Raw genomic sequence first — 25,734 nt, forward strand, 5'->3', positions numbered from 1 at the left:
GGTCCTGGGCAAGATTGGAAATCGCCTACAAAACGAACAGGCAGCGTGGCAGGCGGGTTTCGCCCATAAAAAAACCGGACCCAAAGTCCGGTTTTTTATTGAAAGCGTGTTGCTTCTGCTTCAGGCAGCAGAGTGGTCCCCGTTTGCGACCTTCCCTGCTCGAGGTGTTTGGCTGCTACTTGCCCATACTCTCCACCACATCCTTATTCTGAAAACCCAAAGAGTATTTCAGGGCCCGTGCATTCATGGTTTTAGGATCTGGCAAGCCTACGGTTTCGGGGTTCGAAAAGCCGGTGGGGCGAGCGGAGCTACCAATATTGATCGCATCAAACAGGAAGCTGAAACCTTGCTTCAATTGGCTCTGGGCAATGCCGTGACACCCCATGCAACCGCCCATGGTCAGGGTGCTTTTCGTGCTGTGGTCATAATCGGGCACCCTGATGTTCAGGAAGTCGCGAGTATTGGTCAGGACGCTGTCCTCTGGAATGGGAAATGAGTTGCTACCGCGAAACAGCTGGATCCCCGGCTGGCTGCTCTCGACCATGATATTGGCCAGGTAGTAATCCGGGTCGGTTTGCTCGCTAGAAGGGATAGCCTGCACCCCTTTAAGTTTGTAATGCTTCCAGACCGAACTGGTGAATTCGCTGCTCCCGTTCATCAGCGCTTTGATCTGATCGTTGACCGCAGCGACTTCGTTAAAGACGGTTTGCGGTTGCACTACAGCAATCGGACCGGCTTGCCCCTCAGGGATCCCCTTGGTGCCGGAGTAGATTTGCGGATTAACGCTCGATTTTACGAAATCCTCTCTGGGCAGGGTAACCGTATGGGTTGTGTTGCCATCAGAGAAGGTCGCGACCGGTGGATTAGGCGCTACTGCTGAGGAGGAGGGATAGTCAATCTTGTTGTAGTTGGCGATGTAGTAGAGACCGGTCGGTTTGCCGTCACTTGTCAGGGCATCTTCGTGCTCGAACGTGGCGAAGATGAAGGTCGGGTAGTTGGGCGTCTTATGGATAATGTGCAAGGCGACCAAAGCGTAGTCTTCATTGTATGCAACCGGCTGAGCGTCGGTGCCCCGATAGGTCACCACAGTTGCCGTGTGGTAGCGCGATTGATTCGGTACTGGAATGTCTGCCAGCTTGCGCCATGCCGCCTTGACCTCCACCGCGCCGTCGGGCAAGACGATATTGGTGTCGGGATAGCTTGTCAGCTTCCGAGCATACTCATAGATGACTGGATTCGCCTTGGCCTCAAACAATATCTGACTGTCCTTTGAAGGCGCGTAGTCCCCGGTTGGGTCGTCTTTTGTCTTCGCTGGATAGGGGGGATTCACAGGGAAAAATATCGCGTTTTGCCCTATCTGGGTCGCCTCATCCAAATTGTTGTAATGAGCATAGGTAGCGCCCGACGCCAAAGGCGCCCCCTGGGGAAACTCGATATAACTGTATTGCGGGTCAGAACCAAACGGACGCGTAGGTCCGCCTGCGCCGTTTTTATTGATTGCCGGAAACAACTCGGTACGGTGCGCGAAGGTTTGCCATAACAACGGGCTGGGAGACTTTGACACCTTGCCCGAATCAGCAAAACTGCTGGCGGGATTGCCGACGCCGCGGTTAGCGGGCAATGGTGCCGCTGCCGTGTTGTTGAGGGCGAAAAAGCTGCGCCAGGCGAACGTTGCGTAATCGGTATGGCTGAGGCCTGTGGCCAGATCGGCCGGCAGTTTCGGGTTGCGCGTGGTTAGATCGCTTGTGGTAATGGCGTAGGAAACGCCCAATCCCGAGGGGTAGGCGGAACGTCCGGGAAAAGCGAAATAGGGCGCCCATTCAAGTCCATTGATTGAACCGGTTGGACCGGTTGAAGCGGTGGAATAAAAAACATTGGGGCCACTGCTGATGAACAACCGTTCATTGACCATCGTGGCACTGTTCAGGGAACTCTTGTCAGGTATACCCTTCAGGCCCTGCTTCGCGCCCCAGTTCCCACCCCGGTCATAAGTACGCTCGAACAGCCCGCCGTTAAAAAAACTGTAATAGACCCTTAAATCACCGTTGTAGACGACAGGTACCAGATTCACGATCGTGTCGGGACCTTCCTGGAATGCAGTTTTTTCCGTGCTCCACTTAAGGCCGTCGTAGGTCACGTAGTAAACAGCCTTGCCACTGTTTTCGTTATACAAGATGAACAACTGACCGTTGTACACGACGGCTTTGTTATTAAGGGCAGTATGGATTGTATTGACCGAATCAACAGCGGACCAATTGATGCCGTCGTCGGAATTGATGGTCTTTAACTGTTGGCGCGGGGAGTCGGCAAAGGTCAGTACCAGTTTTTGCTGAAAAACGGTGGCCGAGACACCACTGTAGATGTTACCGACCGGGATGGGCTTCGGCGCGGACCAGACTTTTCCCTCTACCGAAGAAGAGAAATAAATATTCTTTTGATCATTGTTGCTGGCCCAGAACATGTAGACCTTGCCCTTGAACGACTGCACCACGGGGACAAAGTACGATGAACTGTAGCGCACCACGCTCGTTGAAGACGGCTTGCCACTGACGTCATCCGGGTTATCAAAGACATTCACTTCGATCCCTACGCCTTGTTGCGGCGTCGCGACAATCACGCTTTCCGCATAGCTTGAGGAGACAATAAATAAACCACACAGACACAACATCAGCCGACCGAGTATCGTTCTAAGGCTCATCGCTTTCATTCCTTGAGTGAGTGACTACCCAGGCCGCACGTGTACTTGGGTAGTTATTCCATTGCTAAAGCATGATCTGCACCGACAGCGACGTGTTCAGGCTCAACCGTTTCTGGAGTCTCCTCCGTTGTTATTCATGGACAGTGCATAGGGTTGGAAGGCATCGACTGCAGGCGAGCTCCGGCTTTTTCTGGCGGATGTGCGGCAGGTGCATCCTCCATGGTAGCCGACTGTTTAATATCGGCTAGGAGAACGCCGAAAAAGACTTCAAGCGATGGCGGCTCAAGATGAACTTTCCGGCCTATACCAGCCTCAACCCATTACCTGCCCAACAAGGAATATGAGGCCCTGCCATGAAAACCCTCATCAAACTCACCCTCGCCGCCACCCTCACCTGCGCCCTGCCCGCCTGGGCCGCTTGTACACCTGAGGAGGCGACCATCAAGCGTGAACAACTGGCGGATAAGGTTGCCAAGCTCACCGAACAGGATCCGTCCAAGGCCAAGGAGATGAATGACGAGTTGAAGGCTATGGATCTGGAAACATCCAGCAAGGAGGTGCCGGATAAGTGCCAGTTGATCGATAAGCGCCTGCAGGAGCTGGAAGAGGCGCAGAGGAAAGCGGAGTGATCGCCGAGCGAGCACGGCCAGCTTTTGTGGCGAGGGAGCTTGCTCCCGCTGGGTGCGAAGCGCCCCAAAACGCTGGCATCCGCGCATGAATCAAACCGTTTTGTTGGGGCTGCTGCGCAGCCCAGCGGGAGCAAGCTCCCTCGCCACAAGAGCCTGTGTTGTACGTAAGGCTGAGTAACCGCCCATAAAAAAACCGGACCCAAGGTCCGGTTTTTTTTAGCAAGCGCTAACGCAGCTTCACTCAGCCGCTGGCGCCTCTGGCTTGCGCCGCTTGAGCGGGGCCATGCCGTCCTTGCTGACCAGCGACGGGGCGTCGGACTTAGGGCGATTGGCGGTCTTGCGTTTGGTCGGCCCCTTGGCGCCGGCTTTTTTCTTGTCGCCCTTGGCGTCGACCTTTTTCTTCTTCACGCCAACGGCCTTGCCCGACGCCTTGACCTTCTTCGGTCCGCCGTAAGTACCTTTGACTTCCTTGATGGTGCGGCGCTCGAAGCTCTGCTTGAGGTAGCGCTCGATGCTCGACATCAGGTTCCAGTCGCCGTGGCAGATCAGCGAGATCGCCAGGCCGTCGTTGCCGGCGCGGCCGGTACGACCGATGCGGTGCACGTATTCATCGCCACTGCGGGGCATGTCGAAGTTGATGACCATGTCCAGGCCATCCACGTCCAGGCCGCGGGCAGCGACGTCGGTGGCGACCAGGATCTTCACGCCGCCCTGCTTGAGGCGGTCGATGGCCAGCTTGCGGTCCTTCTGGTCCTTCTCGCCGTGCAGCACGAACGCCTTGTAATCCTGGGCAACGAGCCGGCCGTAGATGCGGTCGGCCATGGCCCGGGTGTTGGTGAACACGATGGCCTTTTCGTAGGTCTCGTTGGCCAGCAACCAGTTGACGATCTGCTCTTTGTGCTGGTTGTGGTCGGCGGTGATGATCTGCTGCCGGGTGGTGGAGTTCAGTTGGCTGACCGCGTTGAGCTGCAAGTGCTCGGGGTTGTTCAGCACCTTGGCGATCATCTCGCGCAGGCCCGAACCGCCGGTGGTGGCGGAGAACAGCATGGTCTGCTGGCGGTTGACGCACTCGTCCACCAGGCGCTGCACGTCTTCGGAAAAACCCATGTCCAGCATGCGGTCGGCTTCGTCCAGCACCAGCACTTCGACTTCCTTGAGGTCGAGATTGCCGGCGTTCAACTGCTCGATCATCCGCCCCGGCGTGCCGATCAGGATGTCCGGCACCTTGCGCAGCATGGCGGCCTGGACCTTGAAGTCTTCGCCGCCGGTGATCAGGCCGGACTTGATGAAGGTGAACTGCGAGAAGCGCTCCACTTCCTTCAAGGTCTGCTGGGCCAGTTCACGGGTCGGCAGCAGGATCAGGGTCTTGATGCTGACGCGGATCTTGGCCGGGCCGATCAGGCGGTTGAGGATCGGCAGCACGAACGCGGCGGTCTTGCCGCTGCCGGTTTGCGCCGTTACCCGCAGGTCACGCCCCTGGAGCGCGAGCGGAATAGCCGCTGCCTGCACCGGCGTTGGCTCGACAAATTTAAGCTCGGCCACGGCTTTGAGCAGGCGTTCGTGCAGGGCGAATTGGGAAAACACGGGTGCTACCTCGAAGAAATGCAAAAAAACAGCTGCATAGGGTAACGGTTTCGAGCGCGAAGGCCGAGTTTCTTTATACAAACGGCGGTAAATCAGTGCTTTTTTATCAGCCGATATTGCATCAACGGTCACTTGAGCGGGCTTAAATGCTCTAATCGCCCCGTCGCGTCTCTATAGAAGAATCGTTTCGTCCATGGACATCAAACAACTCTGGGTCAACATTCAAGACCTCTGGGGTGCCCTTGACCAGCACCCGCTCCTGCATTCCAGCCTCGCCCTGATGTTGCTGCTGGTCATCGCCCTGGTGCTCGGACGCGTGGCGCGCTACCTGATCCTGCACGCCGCCAAGTTGCTTGGGCGCCAGCCGGCCTTGCATTGGGTCAACGACCTGCGCCAGAACAAGGTCTTTCATCGCCTGGCGCAAATGACGCCATCACTGATCATTCAATCCGGCCTGCACCTGGTGCCGGAACTGAGCAAGACCAGCATGATTTTCCTGGGTAATGTGGCCCTGGCGTTCACCATCCTGTTCATGGTGCTAAGCCTCAGTGCCCTGCTCAGCGCCCTGCTGGACGTCTACGCACGCACCGAACATGCGCGTACTCGCTCGATCAAAGGCTACGTGCAACTGACGAAGATGGTGCTGTATGTGTTTGGCGCGATCATCATCGTCGCCACGCTGATCGACCGCTCGCCACTGTTGCTGCTGTCGGGCCTGGGTGCGATGTCGGCGGTGATCCTGTTGGTCTACAAAGACACCCTGCTGTCGTTCGTCGCCAGCGTGCAGTTGACCAGTAACGACATGCTGCGGGTCGGCGACTGGATCGAGATGCCCCAGGTCGGCGCCGACGGTGATGTGGTGGACATCACGTTGCACACGGTCAAGGTGCAGAACTTCGACAAGACCATCGTCTCGATCCCCACCTGGCGCCTGATGTCCGAGTCATTCAAGAACTGGCGCGGCATGCAGCAGTCCGGTGGGCGACGGATCAAGCGCAGCCTGTTCATCGACGCGAGCGGCGTGCGTTTCCTGCATGACGAGGAGGAACAACGCCTGACCCAGGTCCGCCTGCTGACCGACTACATCAGCCGCAAGCAGGCCGAGCTCAAGGCCTGGAACGAGGCCCAGGGCAACGTCGCGGCGATGTCGGCCAACCGCCGGCGGATGACCAATCTCGGCACCTTCCGCGCCTATGCCCTGGCCTATTTGAAAAGCCACCCGGAGATCCAGCCGAACATGACCTGCATGGTCCGGCAGATGCAGACCACCGCCCAGGGCATCCCGCTGGAAATCTACTGCTTCACCCGCACCACCGCGTGGGCGGACTACGAGCGCATCCAGGGGGACATTTTCGATTACCTGCTGGCGGTGATGCCGGAGTTCGGATTGAACCTGTACCAGCAGCCGAGCGGCACGGACCTGCGCTCGGGGCTGCTGCCGGCAGTGCTGGGGGCGAGTCACCTGCCGGAGCCGCAGAAGCAGGTGGTTTGACCCTCACCACAAATCCCCCTGTGGGAGCGAGCCTGCTCGCGAAAGCGGAGTGCCAGACGACTGATATACCGACTGACACGACGCCTTCGCGAGCAGGCTCGCTCCCACAAAGGTTTTCAGTGTGAAGGCTGAGGTTTGCGTACCCCCAACCGACTGATCCACACCGCCATCAATATCACCGCCCCACCCAGCAGCAACCGCCCCAGCGCCTCATGCTGGTTCCAGATCAGCAGGTTCACCAACAGCCCCACCGGCACGTGCAGGTTGTTCATCACTGCCAGCGTCCCGCCGTTGACCAGGCACGCGCCCTTGTTCCACCAGTACAGCCCCAATGCGGTGGAAACCAGCCCGAGGAACACCAGCACACCCCATTGCAACGGGGCTTCGGGCCAGAAGTCTGGCTTGCCGAACAGCAGGAACGCCGGCAACGCCACCATCAGCGCACCGAGATAGAAATAGCCGAAACGCCGGTAATGCGGCAGGTCGCTCGGGTGACGGGCCACCAGGTGTTTGTAGAGCACCTGCCCGGCGGCATAGGTGAAGTTGGCCAGTTGCAGCAGCAAAAATCCCATGAAGAAATCCGGGTTGATCCGGTCATAACGAATCACCGCCGCACCGGCCACGGCCACCAGCGCCGCGATCAGCGCCCAGGGATTGAAGCGGCGGTTCAGCGCGTCTTCGATCAAGGTCACGTGCAGGGGCGTGAGAATGGTGAAAAGCAGCACTTCCGGCACGGTCAAGACCCGGAAGCTCAGGTACAGGCAGACGTAGGTCACGCCGAACTGCAAGGCCCCGATCAACAGCATGCCGCGCATGAATGACGGCTCCACCTGGCGCCAGCGGGTCAACGGAATGAACACCAGTCCCGCCAGCACCACGCGCACGAGCACCGCGAAATAACTGTCCACATGCCCAGCCAGGTACTCGCCGATCAGGCTGAAGGAAAACGCCTGGATCAAAGTCACAAACAGTAGATAGCCCATACCGCCCCTCGTTTCGAATGGCGGCGAAGATAGCGGTTTTGAACGGCGGGAGCGAGCGTGCTTGCGATTGCGGAGTGTCAGTCAACATCAATATTCTGACCCATCGCCATCGCGAGCAAGCTCGCTCCCACAGGTCCTCCACTAACTTGGAGTTTCATCCACGACCCAAGGATGGGCCTGGCGCTGGCGCCGATGGTTGGCAGCACGTTGAAGCACACGGGTCAACGCCTGAAAGTTCGCCGGCTTGGTCAGGATGTCGTCGGCACCCGCGGCCCTGAAACGTTCTATCTCGCTGGAAAAGGCGCTCGCGGTGAAGGCCACGATGTAGCAGGTATCGCCCCCCGGGAGTTCACGGATGCCATGGATGGCCTCCAGTCCGTCCATGACGGGCATGTTGATGTCCATGAAAATGATTTCCGGCGTCGAAACCCTGCACTGATCGACCGCTTCCCGCCCGTTGGATGCCAAGTCGGGTACATAGCCCAACTCTTGTAGCATCGCCATGGCAACTTTCTGGCTCACGGGATGATTTTCCACCAGCAGGATATCCAGCGGGTAATCCTCGGCAAAAGAGGCGTCGAAACTCACCGCGGCGCGATCGTTTCCGAGGGGTATTTCCGAGACTGAAAAAAGCGTTAGGGGAAGCGAGAAGCAAAACGTCGATCCAACCCCAGGCTGGCTGGTAAAGGACAAGGTCCCCTGCTGCGCCTCGATCAGTGTTTTGCAGATGGAAAGCCCCAGCCCACTCCCGGTAAAACCTTGGCTGACCGGCTCTTTAAACTGGGTAAAGGGCTTGAACAGACTGTTCTGCCGCTCAAGGGGAATGCCAATGCCGGTATCGCGGATGGAAAAGTCGAGCCGGGCTTGGGGGCCGTGGCCGATGGTGGAGACCGTGAGCGAGACCTCGCCGCTTTCGGTAAACTTGACGGCGTTGCCCAGCAAGTTGATCAATATTTGGCGAAGGCACTCGATATCGGTTTTGATCAAGGGCGGCACGTCCGCAGAAACCTTGGCCTCAAGGACGATTGGTTTACCCTGGATATTTTGTCGGATCATTTCAAGACTGGATGAAACCAGTGTTCTCACATCGAACACACAAGGCTTCAACTCAAGTTTGCCCGCTTCGATTTTTGCCAGATCGAGAATGTTATCAATAAGCGACAACAGCGTTCGTCCACTGCCATGAATCGTTTTTAACAGGCGGCGCTGCTCAGGATTCAGTTCGGACTTCGCCAGCAGCTCGGTCGCGCCGATGACGCCGTACATAGGGGTGCGAATCTCATGGCTCATGGTGGCCAGAAACCGGGTTTTAGAACGATCCGCCTCTTCGGCGGCATTTTTTGCCTGATTCAATACCTGTTCATTGACTCGCAGTTGCTGGACATGCGTACGCATGCGCAAAAGGATTAAAGCGAGAAAGACCAAAATGGCCAGGATGATATGGTAGAGGGAGTCATGACTGAGTTGTTGGTAGTACTCCGCCAAGGTAATTTCCGCCCCGACAACGTACACCGTACCGTCTTGTGATTTCAGAGGTACAAAGACCGCGCGAAAATCCCCCCAATGATCCGAGTAATCGATCCAGGTTGGCTCGGTGCGTTTGAAACTGTCGAGTAAGGCTTGGCTGGCATCGGGATACGGATCGAAAAAGCGCACGAAATTCCCCGCTTGGATTTCTTCCTTCGATGCGCTGGAGCTGACCAGATAAGCCTCTCCACCTCGCTGGATCACGCTATAGACAAAAGCAGTGCCCATGGACTCGTTGAAGTTGGAGAGCCGCTCGATGGTATCCCAGTCTTGCGCCTGGGATTTGGAACGTTTATCGACCAGATTGTCATGGTAACGGTCGCCGAGGATGGCCGAAGCGCCCAGCGCGGCATGCAGCAATTTATTGTTGATATTGTCAGTAAGGACGCTTTGCGTCTCGACATAGAGGTAGTAGATGTAGCCACTCGCCCCTAAGAGATAGGCCAGGAATAAGGCCCATGTTTTCCGTTTAACCTTGAACATATCACAGTCTCCCTACTGTAATTGCGCGCCTAAATTACCACAGCAGGCATCGAGAGATTTGCCCAATCCGGGTGACGCTACGGCCTGACCATTTCCAGTGCTCAGGACTTGAAAGACCGTCCATCTTAAGGCCGTTTTTTCCATTTCCCCAAAAAAAAGCCCGATCTCGCTAAAGCGTTCAATCGGGCTGATGCACTCAGGAGCAATAAGTGCAAAGGGAGGTTCGATGCGCAAAACGGTTTGAAGGGAAGCGCCAGGTCACTAAACCACCTGGCGATTATCCGAGGATTAACGGATCAGGCGACCTGGGACAGTTTGGCGTTGGCCTGATTCAACCCTTTCTCCTGGAAGTCGCCACCCAGGTTCATGCCCTCGGCATGGATGAAGGTCACGTCGTGGATCCCGATGAAGCCCATGACCTGGCGCAGGTAGGGTTCCTGATGGTCGGTGCTGCCACCGGCGTGAATGCCGCCGCGGGCGGTGAGCACGAAGGCGCGCTTGTCGGCCAGCAGGCCTTGGGGACCGGTGGGCGTGTATTTGAACGTCACGCCGGCACGCAGCACGTGGTCGAGCCAGGCTTTCAGGGTGCTGGGAATGGCGAAGTTGTACATCGGTGCTGCCATCACCAGTACATCGGCGGCCAACAGCTCATCGGTCAGTTGGCTGGAGCGTTCCAGCGAGGCGTTCTCAATGTCGTTGCGCTGCTCGGCCGGCTTCATCCAGCCGCCCAGCAGATTGGCATCCAGGTGGGGCACCGGGTTGATGGCCAGGTCACGAACGCTGATTTCGTCGGCCGGGTGCGCAGCTTTCCACTGGCTGATGAAGGTTTGGGTCAGTTGGCGGGAAACCGAGTCTTGCTGGCGGGCACTGCTTTCGATGATCAGAACGCGGGACATGGCTTGTAGGCTCCATCTGAGAATGTTGTCAGTCGATGGAGTGAAGGTTAAACGTGAGCATATCGATGAAAAAGCGCAAATAACTGCTGTAATGCATCGATATTTTCGTTTATAAGCGGAGCAAGCAATGTCAACTGCCCCGCCGCCGGCCTATTTCGGCTGACAGGTCAGCTTGATGCGCAGCTTGATGATGTTGCGGTTGAACTTGGCCGTGGCGTTCTTGAACTTGCCGGCGGCGACTTCGATCTTGCGGGTGCGCGGTGCCTCGGGACCGTTGCGGAACACGACGGTGCAGGCCGCATCGGTACTGCCGTAGTTGTTGACCTGGATGGAACCGATGTCGGCATCGGTGTCATAGGCGGTGTAGTCGATGCTCAGGCCGTTGAGGTGTTTTTCCACATCGATCGGGTAGGCAAACGCGGTCAGTGGCAGCAAGGCCAGCACCACACAACAGATTTTCTTCATTCGGCAGTCTCCACCAAGGGACCGCCAGCTTAGGACAAGAGGAGCTCGATATGAAAGCGCCCCGCGTGACCCTGGATCAATGGCGCACCCTGCAGGCGGTGGTCGACCACGGCGGTTTCGCCCAGGCCGCCGATGTGCTGCATCGCTCCCAGTCGTCAGTGAGCTACACCGTGGCCCGCATGCAGGATCAACTCGGCGTGCCGTTGCTGCGCATCGATGGACGCAAGGCCGTGCTGACCGAAGCCGGCGGCGTGCTGCTGCGCCGTTCGCGGCAATTGGTGAAACAGGCCAGCCAACTGGAAGACCTGGCCCACCACATGGAGCAGGGTTGGGAAGCGGAAGTGCGCCTGGTAGTCGACGCGGCCTATCCCAACGCCCGCCTCGTTCGCGCCTTGACCGCGTTCATGCCGCAAAGCCGCGGTTGCCGAGTGCGGCTGCGGGAAGAAGTGTTGTCGGGTGTCGAAGAAGTGCTGCTCGAAGGCGTGGCCGACCTGGCCATCAGCGGTTTCAGCATTCCCGGTTACCTGGGGGCGGAATTGAGCGATGTGGAATTCATCGCGGTGGCCCACCCCGAGCATGCCCTGCACCGTCTCAATCGGGAACTTAACTTCCAGGACCTGGAAAGCCAGTTGCAAGTGGTCATTCGCGACTCCGGCCGCCAGCAACCCCGGGACGTTGGCTGGCTCGGCGCCGAACAACGCTGGACCGTGGGCAGCCTGGCCACCGCCGCGAGTTTTGTCGGCAGCGGCCTGGGTTTCGCCTGGCTGCCCCGGCACATGATCGAGCGGGAACTCAAGGAAGGCGTGCTCAAGCGTCTACCCTTGGAACAGGGAGGCAGCCGCAACTCGACCTTCTATCTTTTTTCAAACAAGGAAAAACCCCTGGGCCCGGCCACGCAAATCCTGATCGAACTGCTGCGCACCTTCGACACCGCGCCGCTGGATGCCCCATTCGCCGCCCCTGAACAAGCCTGACAAGGACCTCGCCGATGGCCTATTTCGAGCACGAAGGTTGCAACCTGCACTACGAGGAATACGGCCACGGCGCGCCCGTGGTGCTGGTCCACGGGCTGGGTTCCAGCACCCAGGACTGGGAAAAGCAAATCCCGGTTCTGTCCGCCCACTACCGCCTGATCGTGATGGATGTGCGCGGCCACGGCCGTTCCGACAAACCCCGCGAGCGCTTCAGCATCGCCGGTTTCAGCGCCGACCTGAGCGCCCTGATCGAACACCTCGCCGTTGGGCCGGTGCATCTGGTGGGCTGGTCCATGGGCGGCATGATCTGTTTCCAACTGGCGGTGGATGAACCCGAACGGGTCAAGAGCCTGTGCATCGTCAACAGCGCGCCGGAAGTCAAAGTCCGCACGCCGGAAGATTGCTGGCAATGGTTCAAGCGCTGGAGCCTGATGCGCCTGCTCAGCCTGGAGACCATCGGCAAGGCCCTCGGTGCCAAGCTGTTCCCCAAACCTGAACAAAACGAGTTACGCCTGGAAATGGCCCGGCGCTGGGCAAAGAACGACAAACATGCTTATCTCGCCAGCTTCGATGCGATCGTAGGCTGGGGCGTTCAGGAACGACTTTCACAGGTTACCTGTCCAACCCTCGTCATCTGCGCCGACCATGACTACACCCCGGTGGCGCTGAAAGAAGCCTATGTAAAGCATCTGCCCAACGCACGGCTGGTGGTCATCGCCGATTCACGGCACGCTACCCCGCTGGATCAACCCGAACGCTTCAACCAAACCCTGCTCGACTTTTTGACCGCAACCGATACCACCACTCAGGATCACTGACCCCATGCTGAAAAAAATCGTCCTCGCCGCCGGCACCGTACTGTTCGCCGCCAACCTGATGGCCGCGACACCCGCCAAGGCACCGCATGTATTGCTGGACACCACCAACGGCCAGATCGAAATCGAACTGGACCCGGTCAAGGCCCCCATCAGTACCAAGAATTTCCTTGAGTACGTGGACAGCGGCTTCTACACCAACACGATTTTCCACCGCGTGATCCCGGGCTTCATGGCCCAGGGCGGCGGCTTCACCCAGCAGATGCAGCAGAAAGACACCAAGGCGCCGATCAAGAACGAAGCCAGCAACGGCCTGCACAACGTTCGCGGCACCTTGTCGATGGCCCGCACCTCCAACCCGGACTCAGCCACCAGCCAGTTCTTCATCAACGTGGCCGACAACGCCTTCCTCGACCCGGGCCGTGACGCTGGCTACGCGGTGTTCGCCAAGGTGGTCAAGGGCATGGACGTGGTGGACATCATCGTCAACTCCCAGACCACCACCAAGCAAGGCATGCAAAACGTGCCGATCGACCCTGTGATCATCAAGTCAGCCAAGCGCATCGACTGAACACACAGGGCAAGCCTGAGCGGTGCTGGCGACCCCGCGCCGCTCACAGCAATATAAGGAGAGCCCTGCCCGGGCTATGTACCCATGGTTTACCGCCGTTTTGAGAAACTGATCGACATCTTTCGCGACGCCCCTACCTCGGCCCCGCCGGACCGCGTCCTGCCCTTCTACACGTATTACCTGAAACAGGTCTGGCCAAGCTTCGCCGCGTTGCTGGTGGTGGGCCTGATCGGTGCGCTGATCGAGGTGGCGCTGTTCAGCTACCTGAGCCGCATCATCGACCTGACCCAGGCAACGCCCAGCGCGGATTTCTTCAAGCTCCACGGCCTCGAACTGGCGTGGATGGCTGTTGTGGCCCTGGTTTTTCGGCCTATCTTCGTGGCCCTGCATGATTTGCTGGTGCACCAGACCTTGAGTCCCAGCATGACCAGCCTGATCCGCTGGCAGAACCACAGCTACGTGCTCAAGCAGAGCCTGAACTTCTTCCAGAACGATTTCGCCGGACGCATCGCCCAGCGCATCATGCAGACCGGCAACTCCCTGCGCGACTCGGCGGTGCAGGCCGTGGACGCGCTGTGGCACGTGCTGATCTACGCCATCAGCTCACTGGTTCTGTTCGCCGAAGCCGACTGGCGCCTGATGATTCCGCTGCTGATGTGGATCGCCTCGTACATCGGTGCACTTTATTACTTCGTGCCACGGGTCAAGGAACGCTCCGTGGTGTCCTCCGATGCCCGCTCCAAGCTCATGGGACGGATCGTCGATGGCTACACCAACATCACCACCCTGAAGCTGTTCGCCCACACCAATTTCGAACAGCAATACGCCCGCGAAGCCATTGAGGAGCAGACTGAAAAAGCCCAACTGGCCGGCCGCGTGGTGACCAGCATGGACGTGGTCATCACCACCATGAACGGGCTGCTGATCGTGGGTACCACGGCCCTGGCCCTGTGGCTGTGGACCCAGTCGCTGATCAGCGTAGGCGCCATTGCCCTGGCCACGGGCCTGGTGATTCGCATCGTTAACATGTCCGGCTGGATCATGTGGGTGGTCACCGGCATCTTCGAAAATATCGGCATGGTCCAGGACGGTTTGCAGACCATCTCCCAGCCCGTCAGCGTCACCGACCGCGACGAGGCCAAGCCGCTGGCGGTGGCCCAGGGCGAGGTGCGTTTCGAGCATGTGGATTTCCACTATGGCAAGAAAAGCGGGGTCATCGGCGACCTGAACCTGGTGATCAAGCCCGGCGAGAAAATCGGCCTGATCGGCCCGTCCGGCGCGGGTAAATCCACCTTGGTCAACCTGCTGCTGCGCCTCTACGACGTACAGGGCGGGCGCATCCTCATCGATGGCCAGAATATCGCCGAAGTCGGCCAGGAAAGCCTGCGCGAGCGCATCGGCATGATCACCCAGGACACGTCGCTGCTGCATCGTTCGATTCGCGACAACCTGCTCTACGGCAAGCCCGACGCCACCGATGCGCAACTCTGGGAAGCCGTGCACAAGGCCCGGGCCGATGAGTTCATCCCGTTGCTGTCGGACGCCGAAGGCCGCACCGGCTTCGACGCCCATGTGGGTGAGCGCGGTGTGAAACTGTCCGGTGGCCAGCGCCAGCGCATCGCTATCGCACGGGTGCTGCTCAAGGACGCGCCGATCCTGATCATGGACGAAGCGACGTCAGCGCTGGACTCGGAAGTCGAGGCCGCGATCCAGGAAAGCCTTGAAACCCTGATGCAAGGCAAGACCGTGATCGCCATCGCCCACCGCCTCTCCACCATCGCCCGGATGGACCGCTTGGTGGTGCTGGAAAATGGCCGCATCGCCGAGACCGGCAGCCATGCCGAGTTGCTGGCCCATGGCGGGTTGTATGCGCGACTGTGGCAGCATCAGACGGGTGGATTCGTGGGGATCGACTGATCTCTGCCAGACACCACTGACCCCGTGGCGAGGGAGCTTGCTCCCGCTGGGGCGCGAAGCGCCCCCAAAATCTGAGTTCCAACACAATAAATACGTTGGACACCCAGCCTTATTGGGGCTGCTGCGCAGCCCAGCGGGAGCAAGCTCCCTCGCCACAGGGTCTGGTTTGAGTCCGCAATACTGAAAAATTCTGTCCAGGATCCATTTAGCCCACGCAGCCACCCCATACTCCCCGCCGACCACGGCCAAAACCGCCACAGTCCCTGACTCTGGCGGTTTTTTCATGCCGCTGGATTTGTCGATAAACCCTGCTGTACTCAGCCCAGGTTCTGGAGATGAACCTGTCGTAATGCTGCTGGGATGCACAACCGAATATCACGACTGTTTTATCAAGGAAACTTATGTCTTTACTCAAACGTTCAACGACTGAGTTGTTGGGTACGTTCTGGCTGGTGCTGGGCGGCTGCGGCAGCGCGGTATTGGCCGCCTCCGGGATTGGCGTGCTGGGGGTGGCCCTGGCCTTCGGCTTGACGGTATTGACCATGGCGTTCGCCATCGGTCATATCTCGGGTTGCCATTTGAACCCGGCCGTTTCGTTGGGCTTGTACGTGGGGGGTCGTTTTCCAGCCAAGGAACTGCCTGCCTACATCATCGCCCAAGTTATCGGCGGGGTGCTGGCCGCCGCGTTGATCTACTTCATCGCCAGCGGCAAGGAAGGTTTTGACCTGGCGGCGTCCGGCCTGGCCTCGAACGGTTACGGCGAGCATTCGCCCGGTGGGTATTCGATGGCGGCCGGTTTCGTCACCGAACTGGCAATGACGGCGATGTTCATCCTGATCATCCTCGGCGCCACCGATAAACGCGCGCCGTCCGGACTGGCACCGATTGCCATCGGCCTGGCCCTGACGCTCATTCACCTGATCTCGATCCCGGTCACCAACACATCCGTCAACCCGGCCCGCAGCACGGGTCCGGCGCTGCTTGTCGGCGGCTGGGCCATCGAGCAATTGTGGCTGTTCTGGGTGGCACCGCTGCTGGGCGCCATCATCGGTGGTGTCTCGTACCGCTGGCTGGGTCAGGAAAGCCGCTGAGTCATTCCCGCAAAAATCAGCACTGCCGATAAGGCAGTGCTGTTTTCGCTTCTTCGGCATACGCCAGCACGCCCTCCTGCTCCCTCATGAGGAAGTCCGCCACTGCCGCCTTCAAGCCCGGGTGGCGCAGGTAATGCCACGAGCGAGTAATCACCGGCTCGAACCCGCGAATCAATTTGTGCTCACCCTGGGCACCGGCGTCAAAGCGCTGCAAACCGTGGGCAATCGCGTAGTCCATACCCTGATAGAAACAGGTCTCGAAATGCAGGCGATCGAACTCCGCCAGGCAGCCCCAGTACCGCCCGTAGAAACTGTCACCGCCCACCAGGCTGAACGCCATCGCCACCGGCCGTGAACCTTGCTTGGCCAATACCACGCGAATGGCCTCGGGCATGCGCTCGGCCAGCAAGCTGAAGAATGTCCGGGTCAAGTAAGGCGCCTGCCGTCGTATCGCGTAGGTATTGGCATAACAGGCGTAGACAAAATCCCACTGCGCCTCGTCCAGTTGACCGCCTTCCAGCCACTCGAACTCGATCCCCTGCCCCGCCACCTGCTCGCGCTCCTTGCGCATCTGCTTGCGCTTGCGGGAACTGAGGGCATCGAGAAAATCCTGGAAGTCCCGATAACCGCGGTTTTGCCAGTGATATTGGCAGCCAATCCGCTGCAGCCAGCCTTCTTGCCCGGCGAGCGCCGCGTCGGTGAAGGCATCGGTGAAGTTGATGTGGGCGCTGGAAAGCCCTTCGATTTCCAGATAACCCGGCAGGCTGCCCAGCAGCACCAGGCCGTCCTCCACCCGCGCCGCCAATAATCGCGGCCCACTGACCGGGCTGAACGGCACCGCTGTCAGCAGCTTGGGGTAATAGTCGATGCCGGCGCGGGCGCAAGCGTCGGCCCAGCCGTGGTCGAACACGTATTCACCGTAGGAATGCCACTTGCGGTAACTGGGCAAGGCCGCCAGCAGACGACCGTCTTCAATGTGCAGCAAATGCTCGGCTTGCCAACCGGATTGCGGGCCCAGGCTGGCGCTGTCTTCCAGCGCGCTCAGGAAGGCATGACTCAGGAAAGGCTGGTTGACGGGCACCAACGCGTCCCACTCCAGAGGCGCGATGGCGGACAGGCTGTCCAAGACGTGAAGCGGCATGCGGTTCCTCGAGAGCCAAACGATGGATGGAACGAGTATCGCCGATCCTGACCGGGCGCACATAAAAAAACCCCGCCAGGGGCGGGGTCGAAAGGAGCATTAACGGATGAAAGTGCAGCGGTGTATCAAATCAAAACGTTTTAGAACACGTACTGGGCACGGACAACAAAACCGTCGCCATCGTCATCGCCATTGGCGTTGGTGACTTTGTCGGTCTTGGCCTTGACGTAGGCGCCGGTGATTTTCACCGCTTCGTTGGCGTACCAGTTCACGCCCAGGTTGTGCACCTTGGCTTCGGCATCGCCGACTTCACGGGTTGCCGAGGCAGTGGTGATGTTGTCGTCTTCGACGGTCATGCTGTCGAAGCGGTAGAACACTTCCCAGGCGCCGATGGATTTGTTCTGAGGCTTGATGGCGTCGAACTTGCCGACTTTATAGCCACGGGATTCACCGGTGATGGTGTAGGCACCCTGGACGTAGAAGCCGTGGCCTTTGAGGTCTTCGAAGGCGTCGCTGTCAGCCTTGGTCTTGCGGGAGATGTATTCACCTTGGATCGACGCTGGGCCCATGGCGAAAGCGGCTTCCAGGCCGAAGGCGGTGTCGGTGTCGTAGGAACCGGCCGGCGAGTTGTTGGCGCCGCCCAGGACCGGACGGTTACCGTTAGGACCGGCATCGTTGCCGCCCAGGGTTTCAACGCCACGCATGCCCAAGCGGGAGCGGTAACGCGCGTCGAATGAGGTGTCCGAAACGTCGCGGGAGGCCACGTTCAAACCGAAGTGCAGCACGTTGCCGGCTTCGTGCATCGGGGCGAACACGAAGCGACCGTTGGCTTGCTTGATGCTGTTGCCGTCGGTGTCGTCGGTGTCTTTGCTGAATACACCGGCCGAGGCGTAGAACGAATCGGCGAAGGTGCTGGAAGCCTGGATGCCCAGGCCGTTCTGATGGCCGTTGGCCCAGTCGATCAGGTCGTAGGCGGCGTTACGCTCAGGCGCGGTTACCCACTTGGAGCTGGTGGCTTTTTCCAGGCCGAAGTCGGGGTCGAAGCGACCGACTTTGATCGAAACGGGCTTGAAACCGTTATAGGCCAGGGACGCTTCGTCAAAGTAGCCGTTGTCGGAGTCGCCACTGTTGTGGGCGAAATCGTAGTTGATGGTGTAGGCCCAATCCGTGTACAGCACACCCGACAGCTCCAGGAAGCCACGACGGATGTAAGCCGCATCGGCCTTGTCGCCATTGTCGGTGTAGATACCGTCGAACTGGCTGTAGTCAGCCTGCAAACGACCGCCGAGCTTGAAGCTGAACTCTTTGTCAGTGGTAGCGACCTCAAGGCCGCCCTTGGTTTTGACCACGATATCGGCGCCGTCGGTGGTGACGGTGCCGGCGAAAGCCTGGGCGGTTACTGCCATTGCCAGTGCGCTGGCGGCAACACCTGCGAAGTGCTTACGGATCATCGAAGAATTCCCCTGTTGGTAGTCTATGCGTTAGAAAACACGCGGAACTGGGCCCGCTGGTGTTGGGAGGGGATCTTGGCGGCCGGTTGTGTCAGGCGAGTTGCTATCACATAAAGATTTTATGACAGCGGAACTTTTTACTTCGAATGGGAATAACCAGTACCGCTATGGAGACCCTGTGGGAGCGAGCCTGCTCGCGATAGCGGTGGGTCAATTAACATCAATGCTGGCTGATCCGCCGCTATCGCGAGCAGGCTCGCTCCCACAAAGGGTCGGTGGGTGTATCGAGGGGTTCAGCGGCTGTTTTTACGGCGTTCGGCGGCGAGTTTCTCGGCGAGGTGATCCAGGTCGGGAATCGGTGGCTGCGGCAGTTTTTTGAGGGTCGCCTGCATCAGGCGCATCTGGCGGATGAACCGTCGGCAATTGGGGCAGAACATCAGGTGATGACGCACCAGCAGGCGTTCACGAAAGCTCAGTTGTCCGTCGAGGTAGTCGCTGGAGCGGGCCACTTGTTCCTTGCAGGTCAGCATTCGCCGGTTTCCTCGAAATGTTCAACAGTCGCGAAGACCTTCAATCGGGCGCGATGCAACAGCACGCGTACATTGGAGAGCGAAATGTCCAAAAGATTACAGATTTCGTCCAACTCCAGGCCCTGTTGTTCCCGCAGGGTCAGTACGCTGCCTTGCAGTTCCGACAGGCTGGACAAGGTGTGTTCCAGGCAATCACGTAATTCACCCTCGGTGAGCAGCGCTTCGGGCGTGTCCTGGTGCCAGGCGAACGGCGCCAGCAGCCAGTGCCCGTCAGCGGCGAAACGCTCATCGCCAAGGGTGCCGTGGGGCGCCGGAAGGTCGTCGAGCAACACTTCCCGCCGGTTCTGTTTGTAACGTCCCTTGGCGGCGTTGGCCGTGATGGTCAGCAGCCAGGTCTTGAGGCTGGAACGTCCCTGGAAACCATTGAGATTGCGCACCACCGACAGCCACGCGTCCTGTACCACTTCGTCGGCATGGCGGCTGCCGACGATGGCATAGGCCACGGCGCGCATCGGGCTCTGGTAGGCGCTGACCAGTTCCTTGTAGGCCTGCTGCTCACCGGCCAGGAGGCGTTGGAGCAGGAGGGTGTCGTCGGTGACTGTCATTCAACATCCCAAGATCTGCAAGACTGCGATGCTTCTGTGGCGAGGGAGCTTGCTCCCGCTCGGTTGCGCAGCAACCGCAAAATCTTGGGGCCGCTTCGCCCGAAGCGTCGGACCGGCCCAGCGGGAGCAAGCTCCCTCGCCACAAAAGCTCCCCCCACAGCAAGCGCCCATGCCCAAAAATCTGGACCAGACCAGATCAATGCTTACGCAAAATCACGCTGCCAATCGAATAACCGGCGCCAAACGAACTGAGGACAGCGACCGAACCGCTGGGCAGGTCGTCCTGGTAGGTGTGGAATGCAATCACCGAACCGGCCGAACTGGTGTTGGCGTAGCGGTCGAGGATCACCGGGGCTTCTGCTTCGGTGGCTTCGCGCCCCAGCAGTTTGCGCACGATCAGATGGTTCATGCTCAGGTTGGCCTGGTGCAGCCAGAAACGTTTCACGTCGCCAACGCTCAACTGGTTCTCGTCCAGGTGGGCACCGATCAGTTCGGCCACCATCGGACAGACATCGCGGAACACCTTGCGGCCTTCCTGGACGAACAGTTTGTCGCGACTGCCCATGCCCTCTTCCGCGGTGCGGTTGAGGAAGCCGAAGTTGTTGCGAATGTTGTTGGAGAACTTGGTCAGCAGCTTGGTACTGACCACGTCGAACTGGTACGGCGAGGTCGCCAGGTCGGCGCGTTCGATGATCACGGCAGTGGCCGCGTCGCCGAAGATGAAGTGGCTGTCGCGGTCACGGAAGTTCAGGTGGCCGGTGCACACTTCCGGGTTGACCATCAAGATCGCCCGGGCCTGGCCCAGTTGCACGCTGTTGGCCGCGGCCTGGATGCCGAAGGTTGCCGAGGAACAGGCCACGTTCATGTCGAAACCGAACCCTTCGATGCCCAGGGCTTCCTGGACTTCGATGGCGATGGCCGGGTACGCACGCTGCAGGTTGGAGCAAGCGACGATCACCCCGTCGATGTCGGCGGCCGTACGGCCGGCGCGCTCCAGGGCCTGTTTGGCGGCGCCGACGGCCATTTCGCAGAGCACCGACCACTCATCGTTGGAGCGCTCGGGCAGGCGTGGGGTCATGCGTTGCGGATCGAGAATACCGTCCTTGTCCATGACAAAGCGGCTCTTGATGCCGGAAGCCTTTTCGATGAACGCGGCGTTGGATTCGGTCAAGGCCTCGACTTCACCACGCTCGATGGCAGCGACGTTATCAGCGTTGAATTGGGCGACATAGGTATTGAAAGATTGCACCAGCTCTTCGTTGGAGATGCTGTTGGCCGGGGTGTACAGGCCGGTGCCGCTGATGACGACGTTATGCATGGGTCGTGTCTCTGATCTGTTCAGGCAGAAAGTATTGGCACCGACGTACCAACACGCAAAGGGACTTTTCCCATCCGGGGAAGCAGCCCTGGCATCGCTTTATTCCGATCCGCCCGTGGCATTGAAGCTCAAAACCACGGAACCGGCATTTATAGGCGCCAAGTTTGCCATAAACGCTGGGGTTTGGCCCATTCTCCCTTACTTACGACAAAAAACCTGTGGGAGCGGGCTTGCTCGCGAAAGCGGTTGTACATTCACTATAAATGCAAGCTGATCCACCGCCTTCGCGAGCAAGCCCGCTCCCACAGGGGGTATGTGTGGTGTCCAACTTATCTGATCAACCCTCCACCTGCCCCCATTGCTTGCCCAGGCGCTTATCGGAAATCGGCACCTTGGTGCCCAACTGCTGCGCGAACAACGACACCCGGTATTCCTCCAGCCACCAGCGGTACAGTTCCAGTTGCGGGTCGCGCTTGCCTTCCTGGGCGTGTTTGCTGGCGCGGGCCTGGTATTGGGCCCAGAGGTTCGACAGTTCGCCGCTCCAGACCCGGTCCTTCTGCACTTGGCTGCCGAGTTTCTCGAAGCGTTGTTCGATGGCCTTGAGGTAGCGCGGCAGTTCCTTGAGCCACTGATGCGGGGTTTCCCGCACGAAGCCCGGGTACACCAGGTGACTGAGTTGCTGCTTGATGTCGTTCAGCGCCACGGCCTGGGCCAGGTCGATCTTGCCCTTGAAGCGCTTTTGCAGGCCGTGCCAGAGCTTGAGGATGTCCAGGGTCAGCTTCGCCAGGCGTTCGGCGTGCTCGGTCCAGCCGCCGCGCTTGCGCTCGGCCAGGCCGGCCAGGGCGGCGCCGTCACGGGGTAGGCTCGCTTCACCTTCGAGCACGCAGCTGTCGAGGCTGGCGAGCAGGATGTCTTCCACCAAGCCATCGATGCGGCCCAAGTCGCGGTACAGCAAACCCAGCTCCGTCAGGCCCGGCAACTTGCCACGCAGGAACTTGGCCGATTCGGCCAGTTGCTGCATGAGCAAGCGCTGCAAGGCGCGGCGATGCTGGAATTCGGCTTCGGCCGGCGTCGGGAAACGCCCTTCCTTGACCACGCCGCCCTCTTCCACCAACGCCGGGTACACCGTCATCGACAGCCCGGCGATCTTCTGTTGGGTTTTCTCCGCCACTGGCGCGAAGACCTTCGCCTCCACCGGCGCCTGGCTTTTCGCCGTTTGCGGCACGGCCAAGGCCGCCTGGCTGGCTTCGGCAAAGCGTGCCGTCAGCTCGGCCAGGTCGCGGCCCTCGCCGAGGAACTTGCCCTGGCCGTCGACGATTTCCAGGTTCATGCGCAGGTGGCTTTCGACCTGCTGGGCCGCTTCGGCCCAGGCTTCGTCGCTGACCCGCGCCCCGGTCATGCGCAGCAGCTCACGGCCCAAGGCCTGCGGCAACGAACCCTCGGCGAAGGTGATGCGCTGCAACGCCGCCTTGACGAAATCCGGCACCGGCACGAAGTTCTTGCGCAAGGCCTTGGGCAGGTTGCGCACCAGGGCGATGCACTTGGCCTCGATCATCCCCGGAACCAGCCATTCCAAGCGCTCCGGCGGCAGCATCGGCAGCAATGGCGCCGGAACCCGCAGCGTCACGCCGTCACGGGGATGGTTGGGTTCGAAGTGATAGCTCAGCGGCAAGGTCAGGTCACCGACGCGCAAGGTGTCGGGGTACTGCGTGGCGGTGACTTCGCTGGCCTCGCGGGCCAGCACGTCTTCCTCGCGCATGATCAGCAATTGCGGGTCTTTCTGGCTGTTGATCCGGTACCAACTGTCGAACGTTGCGGTCTGGTGAATCTCGGCCGGCAAACGGGCGTCGTAGAACGCAAACAGGGTTTCTTCGTCGGCCAGGATGTCGCGGCGACGGGCCTTGGCTTCCAGCTCGTCGAGCTGCTCCAGCAAGCGCGTATTGGCCCCCAGGCACTTGGCCTTGGACTGGATTTCCCCGCGCACCAGCGCTTCGCGGATGAACAGCTCACGGGACACCACCGGGTCCACCGGTCCGTAGTGCACCGGTCGGCGACCGACGACGATGAGCCCGAACAGCGTGATCTGCTCATAAGCCACCACTTGCCCGCGCTTCTTCTCCCAATGGGGTTCGAAGTGGTTTTTCTTGATCAGGTGCCCGGCCAGCGGCTCGATCCAGTCCGGCTCGATCTTCGCCACCATGCGCGCGTACAACTTGGTGGTTTCCACCAGCTCGGCGGTCATCAGCCACTGCGGACGCTTCTTGCCCAGGCCCGACGAGGGGTGGACCCAGAACCGCCGTTGGCGGGCGCCGAGGTAATCACCGTCCTCGGTTTTCTGGCCGATCTGGCTCAACAACCCCGACAGCACCGCCTTGTGCAGTTTCGGGTAGTCGGCCGGGTCTTTGTTGAGGCTCAACTGCATATCGCGGCAGATCAAGCTCAACTGGCGATGGGAATCGCGCCACTCGCGCAGGCGCAGGTAGTTGAGGAAGTTCTTGCGGCACCAGTTGCGCAGCGGGCTGGCGGTCAGGGCCTGGCGCTGCTCTTCGAAACCGCGCCACAGGTTGACCAGCCCAGCGAAGTCCGAGTCGGCATCCTTCCATTGGGCATGGGCCTGGTCGGCCGCTTGCTGCCGTTCCGGCGGACGCTCGCGCGGGTCCTGGATCGACATGGCGCTGGCGACGATCAGCACTTCCTGGAGGCTGCCCAGCTTCGCCGCTTCCAGCAGCATGCGGCCCATGCGCGGGTCCACCGGCAGGCGCGCCAACTGCCGACCCAGCGGTGTCAACTGGCTGTTGCGGTCCACCGCCGAGAGTTCTTGCAGCAGGTTGAAACCGTCGCTGATGGCCTTGCCATCCGGCGGCTCGATGAACGGGAAATCGGTGATCTCGCCGAGGCGCAGGTGCAGCATCTGCAGGATCACCGCCGCCAGGTTGGTGCGCAGGATTTCGGGATCGGTGAATTCCGGCCGTCCAAGAAAATCTTCTTCGCTGTACAGGCGCACGCAAATCCCTGGCTCGACCCGCCCGCAGCGACCCTTGCGCTGGTTGGCGCTGGCCTGGGAAATGGCCTCGATGGGCAGGCGCTGGACCTTGGCCCGATAGCTGTAGCGACTGATGCGTGCGGTACCGCTGTCGATCACGTAGCGGATGCCCGGCACAGTGAGCGAGGTTTCGGCGACGTTGGTCGCCAACACCACTCGACGGCCCGGGTGGGACTGGAAAATCCGCTGCTGTTCGGCCGGCGACAATCGCGCATACAACGGCAGAATCTCGGTGTGCTTGAGCTGGGCCTTGCGCAGCATTTCGGCCGCGTCGCGAATCTCCCGCTCGCCCGGCAGGAACACCAACACATCCCCAGGGCTGCGGCGCTCGCTGCGCTCGTAGGCGGCGATTTCGTCGACGGTGGCGAGGATCGCCTGGTCGACGGTCAAGTCGTCCTCGACCCGGTTGCCCTCTTCGTCCTGCTCCAGGGTCAGCGGGCGATACCAGGTTTCCACCGGGAAGGTACGACCCGAGACTTCGACGATCGGCGCGTCATCGAAGTGCTTGGAAAAGCGTTCCAGGTCGATGGTCGCCGACGTGATGATGACTTTCAGGTCCGGACGGCGCGGCAGCAAGGTCTTGAGGTAGCCGAGCAGGAAGTCGATGTTCAGGCTGCGTTCGTGGGCTTCGTCGACGATGATTGTGTCGTAGCGTTCGAGGTAGCGATCATTCTGGATTTCGGCCAGCAGGATGCCGTCGGTCATCAGCTTGATCAGGGTGTTGGCGTCGCTCTGGTCTTCGAAGCGGACCTGATAACCCACCAGCGCCCCCAACGGCGTGGCCAGTTCCTCGGCCACGCGGCTTGCGACACTGCGGGCGGCGATGCGGCGCGGCTGGGTGTGGCCGATCAAGCCATGCTGGCCACGACCGATTTCCAGGCAGATCTTCGGCAATTGCGTGGTTTTGCCCGAGCCGGTCTCGCCGGCGATGATCAGCACCTGGTGCTTGAGCAGCGCTTGCTTGATTTCGTCGCGCTTGGCGGCAATCGGCAAATTATCGTCATAACGGATCACCGGCAGGCTCGCCTTGCGCGCCAGCACCTGATCGCACGACGCCTGCATCCGCGCCACCCACTGGGCCAGCTTGGCCTCGTCGGGCTTCTTGCGCAGCTCGAGCAACTGCCGCCGCAACCGGTGACGGTCGGCGAGCATGGCGTGGTCGAGGTTTTTCAGCAGTTTGTCGATAGCGGGGGCTTGGTCAGTCATCAGGTACGCAAGGGTCGTCGGTTTGAGCAAGGGGGCGATTGTCGCAGATTTGCGGCTATTGCGCCGAGCACCAGAAGCGGCCCCACCACCCTCCCACAGGAGGGTTTGTGCCAAGGCTGGGCTTTTGTGGCGAGGGAGCTTGCTCCCGCTGGGGTGCGAAGCAGCCCCCAGCAGTATTCGGCACCGCGATGTGACGGACAGAACGCAGGGGCCTGCTGCGCAGTCCAGCGGGAGCAAGCTCCCTCGCCACAAAAGCCACAAAAGCCACACAAACCACACAAACCACACAAACCACAGAACACAGAACACAGAACA

Annotated in this window: 19 protein-coding genes; 7 read left to right on the top strand and 12 right to left on the bottom strand. The window is 59.9% G+C overall.

The window, feature by feature from the left end; all coding sequences use genetic code 11:
* Positions 1–175: 175 nt before the first annotated feature.
* Entirely contained in the window at positions 176–2,698 is a 2,523-nt protein-coding gene (locus HU767_RS23910) for a sialidase family protein (protein ID WP_186730625.1), read from the bottom strand.
* Between the two features lie 353 nt (positions 2,699–3,051).
* On the opposite strand from HU767_RS23910, the gene HU767_RS23915 reads away from it, so the two are divergent.
* A complete protein-coding gene (locus HU767_RS23915; RefSeq protein WP_186730626.1) occupies positions 3,052–3,327 on the top strand; it encodes a hypothetical protein in 276 nt (91 codons plus the stop codon).
* 237 nt (positions 3,328–3,564) lie between these two features.
* Here HU767_RS23915 and HU767_RS23920 read toward each other — a convergent pair whose 3' ends face one another.
* Positions 3,565–4,911, bottom strand: a complete 1,347-nt coding sequence (locus HU767_RS23920; protein WP_186704602.1) for a DEAD/DEAH box helicase — start codon at positions 4,909–4,911, stop codon at positions 3,565–3,567.
* A gap of 193 nt (positions 4,912–5,104) precedes the next feature.
* Between HU767_RS23920 and HU767_RS23925 the strand changes: the two genes are divergently transcribed.
* Positions 5,105–6,403, top strand: coding sequence for a mechanosensitive ion channel family protein (locus HU767_RS23925; RefSeq protein ID WP_186704601.1), 1,299 nt, complete (start codon positions 5,105–5,107; stop codon positions 6,401–6,403).
* Positions 6,404–6,519: 116 nt separating this feature from the next.
* On the opposite strand, the gene HU767_RS23930 is transcribed toward HU767_RS23925, so the two are convergent.
* The 4 genes from HU767_RS23930 to HU767_RS23945 all read right to left on the bottom strand — a co-directional run bounded on the left by HU767_RS23930 (position 6,520) and on the right by HU767_RS23945 (position 10,757).
* The gene (locus HU767_RS23930) at positions 6,520–7,386 is read right to left on the bottom strand and encodes a carboxylate/amino acid/amine transporter (RefSeq protein ID WP_186730627.1); all 867 of its coding nucleotides are present in this window, start codon (positions 7,384–7,386) and stop codon (positions 6,520–6,522) included.
* 141 nt (positions 7,387–7,527) lie between these two features.
* A complete protein-coding gene (locus tag HU767_RS23935; RefSeq protein WP_186730628.1) occupies positions 7,528–9,396 on the bottom strand; it encodes an ATP-binding protein in 1,869 nt (622 codons plus the stop codon).
* A gap of 296 nt (positions 9,397–9,692) precedes the next feature.
* A complete protein-coding gene (locus HU767_RS23940) occupies positions 9,693–10,292 on the bottom strand; it encodes an FMN-dependent NADH-azoreductase (protein ID WP_186730629.1) in 600 nt (199 codons plus the stop codon).
* A 150-nt stretch (positions 10,293–10,442) separates the two neighbouring features.
* On the bottom strand, positions 10,443–10,757 hold the full coding sequence (locus HU767_RS23945; RefSeq protein WP_122566132.1) for a 3-phosphoglycerate kinase: 315 nt from the start codon (positions 10,755–10,757) through the stop codon (positions 10,443–10,445).
* A gap of 50 nt (positions 10,758–10,807) precedes the next feature.
* Between HU767_RS23945 and HU767_RS23950 the strand changes: the two genes are divergently transcribed.
* The 5 genes from HU767_RS23950 (at position 10,808) to aqpZ (ending at position 16,125) form a co-directional block, all read left to right on the top strand.
* Positions 10,808–11,731 carry a LysR family transcriptional regulator gene (locus HU767_RS23950; protein ID WP_053120154.1) on the top strand — a complete coding sequence of 308 codons (924 nt, stop codon included), beginning with the start codon at positions 10,808–10,810 and terminating at the stop codon, positions 11,729–11,731.
* A 14-nt stretch (positions 11,732–11,745) separates the two neighbouring features.
* Positions 11,746–12,549, top strand: coding sequence for an alpha/beta hydrolase (locus HU767_RS23955; RefSeq protein ID WP_186730630.1), 804 nt, complete (start codon positions 11,746–11,748; stop codon positions 12,547–12,549).
* Positions 12,550–12,553: 4 nt separating this feature from the next.
* Positions 12,554–13,117, top strand: a complete 564-nt coding sequence (locus tag HU767_RS23960; protein ID WP_186730631.1) for a peptidylprolyl isomerase — start codon at positions 12,554–12,556, stop codon at positions 13,115–13,117.
* Between the two features lie 84 nt (positions 13,118–13,201).
* Positions 13,202–15,034 (top strand): ABC transporter ATP-binding protein, encoded by a 1,833-nt coding sequence (locus HU767_RS23965; protein ID WP_186704596.1) that lies wholly within the window; start codon positions 13,202–13,204, stop codon positions 15,032–15,034.
* A 401-nt stretch (positions 15,035–15,435) separates the two neighbouring features.
* The gene (gene aqpZ, locus HU767_RS23970; RefSeq protein WP_186704595.1) at positions 15,436–16,125 is read left to right on the top strand and encodes an aquaporin Z; all 690 of its coding nucleotides are present in this window, start codon (positions 15,436–15,438) and stop codon (positions 16,123–16,125) included.
* A 16-nt stretch (positions 16,126–16,141) separates the two neighbouring features.
* Here the strand turns inward: aqpZ and HU767_RS23975 are convergent, their stop codons facing one another.
* From HU767_RS23975 to hrpA, 6 genes are all read right to left on the bottom strand, one after another.
* A complete protein-coding gene (locus HU767_RS23975; protein ID WP_186730632.1) occupies positions 16,142–17,266 on the bottom strand; it encodes a GNAT family N-acetyltransferase in 1,125 nt (374 codons plus the stop codon).
* 140 nt (positions 17,267–17,406) lie between these two features.
* Positions 17,407–18,717 (bottom strand): porin, encoded by a 1,311-nt coding sequence (locus HU767_RS23980; protein ID WP_186730633.1) that lies wholly within the window; start codon positions 18,715–18,717, stop codon positions 17,407–17,409.
* A gap of 293 nt (positions 18,718–19,010) precedes the next feature.
* Entirely contained in the window at positions 19,011–19,247 is a 237-nt protein-coding gene (locus HU767_RS23985; protein ID WP_186704593.1) for a zf-HC2 domain-containing protein, read from the bottom strand.
* Entirely contained in the window at positions 19,241–19,852 is a 612-nt protein-coding gene (locus HU767_RS23990; RefSeq protein WP_186730634.1) for an RNA polymerase sigma factor, read from the bottom strand. The genes HU767_RS23985 and HU767_RS23990 overlap by 7 nt, the downstream gene beginning before the upstream one ends.
* Positions 19,853–20,048: 196 nt before the next feature.
* Positions 20,049–21,170, bottom strand: a complete 1,122-nt coding sequence (locus HU767_RS23995; protein WP_186730635.1) for a beta-ketoacyl-ACP synthase III — start codon at positions 21,168–21,170, stop codon at positions 20,049–20,051.
* Positions 21,171–21,507: 337 nt separating this feature from the next.
* Entirely contained in the window at positions 21,508–25,419 is a 3,912-nt protein-coding gene (gene hrpA, locus HU767_RS24000; protein ID WP_186730636.1) for an ATP-dependent RNA helicase HrpA, read from the bottom strand.
* Positions 25,420–25,734 lie beyond the last annotated feature (315 nt).

The organism is Pseudomonas sp. SWRI179 (assembly GCF_014268705.1).
Classification (GTDB): Bacteria; Pseudomonadota; Gammaproteobacteria; order Pseudomonadales; family Pseudomonadaceae; genus Aquipseudomonas; species Aquipseudomonas zanjanensis.

Coding starts and splice junctions, on each gene's coding strand:
- HU767_RS23910 (WP_186730625.1), bottom strand. CDS start 2,698: ATGAGCCTTAGAACGATACTCGGTCGGCTGATGTTGTGTCTGTGTGGT.
- HU767_RS23915 (WP_186730626.1), top strand. CDS start 3,052: ATGAAAACCCTCATCAAACTCACCCTCGCCGCCACCCTCACCTGCGCC.
- HU767_RS23925 (WP_186704601.1), top strand. CDS start 5,105: ATGGACATCAAACAACTCTGGGTCAACATTCAAGACCTCTGGGGTGCC.
- HU767_RS23930 (WP_186730627.1), bottom strand. CDS start 7,386: ATGGGCTATCTACTGTTTGTGACTTTGATCCAGGCGTTTTCCTTCAGC.
- HU767_RS23935 (WP_186730628.1), bottom strand. CDS start 9,396: ATGTTCAAGGTTAAACGGAAAACATGGGCCTTATTCCTGGCCTATCTC.
- HU767_RS23940 (WP_186730629.1), bottom strand. CDS start 10,292: ATGTCCCGCGTTCTGATCATCGAAAGCAGTGCCCGCCAGCAAGACTCG.
- HU767_RS23945 (WP_122566132.1), bottom strand. CDS start 10,757: ATGAAGAAAATCTGTTGTGTGGTGCTGGCCTTGCTGCCACTGACCGCG.
- HU767_RS23950 (WP_053120154.1), top strand. CDS start 10,808: ATGAAAGCGCCCCGCGTGACCCTGGATCAATGGCGCACCCTGCAGGCG.
- HU767_RS23955 (WP_186730630.1), top strand. CDS start 11,746: ATGGCCTATTTCGAGCACGAAGGTTGCAACCTGCACTACGAGGAATAC.
- HU767_RS23960 (WP_186730631.1), top strand. CDS start 12,554: ATGCTGAAAAAAATCGTCCTCGCCGCCGGCACCGTACTGTTCGCCGCC.
- HU767_RS23965 (WP_186704596.1), top strand. CDS start 13,202: ATGGTTTACCGCCGTTTTGAGAAACTGATCGACATCTTTCGCGACGCC.
- aqpZ (WP_186704595.1), top strand. CDS start 15,436: ATGTCTTTACTCAAACGTTCAACGACTGAGTTGTTGGGTACGTTCTGG.
- HU767_RS23975 (WP_186730632.1), bottom strand. CDS start 17,266: ATGCCGCTTCACGTCTTGGACAGCCTGTCCGCCATCGCGCCTCTGGAG.
- HU767_RS23980 (WP_186730633.1), bottom strand. CDS start 18,717: ATGATCCGTAAGCACTTCGCAGGTGTTGCCGCCAGCGCACTGGCAATG.
- HU767_RS23985 (WP_186704593.1), bottom strand. CDS start 19,247: ATGCTGACCTGCAAGGAACAAGTGGCCCGCTCCAGCGACTACCTCGAC.
- HU767_RS23990 (WP_186730634.1), bottom strand. CDS start 19,852: ATGACAGTCACCGACGACACCCTCCTGCTCCAACGCCTCCTGGCCGGT.
- HU767_RS23995 (WP_186730635.1), bottom strand. CDS start 21,170: ATGCATAACGTCGTCATCAGCGGCACCGGCCTGTACACCCCGGCCAAC.
- hrpA (WP_186730636.1), bottom strand. CDS start 25,419: ATGACTGACCAAGCCCCCGCTATCGACAAACTGCTGAAAAACCTCGAC.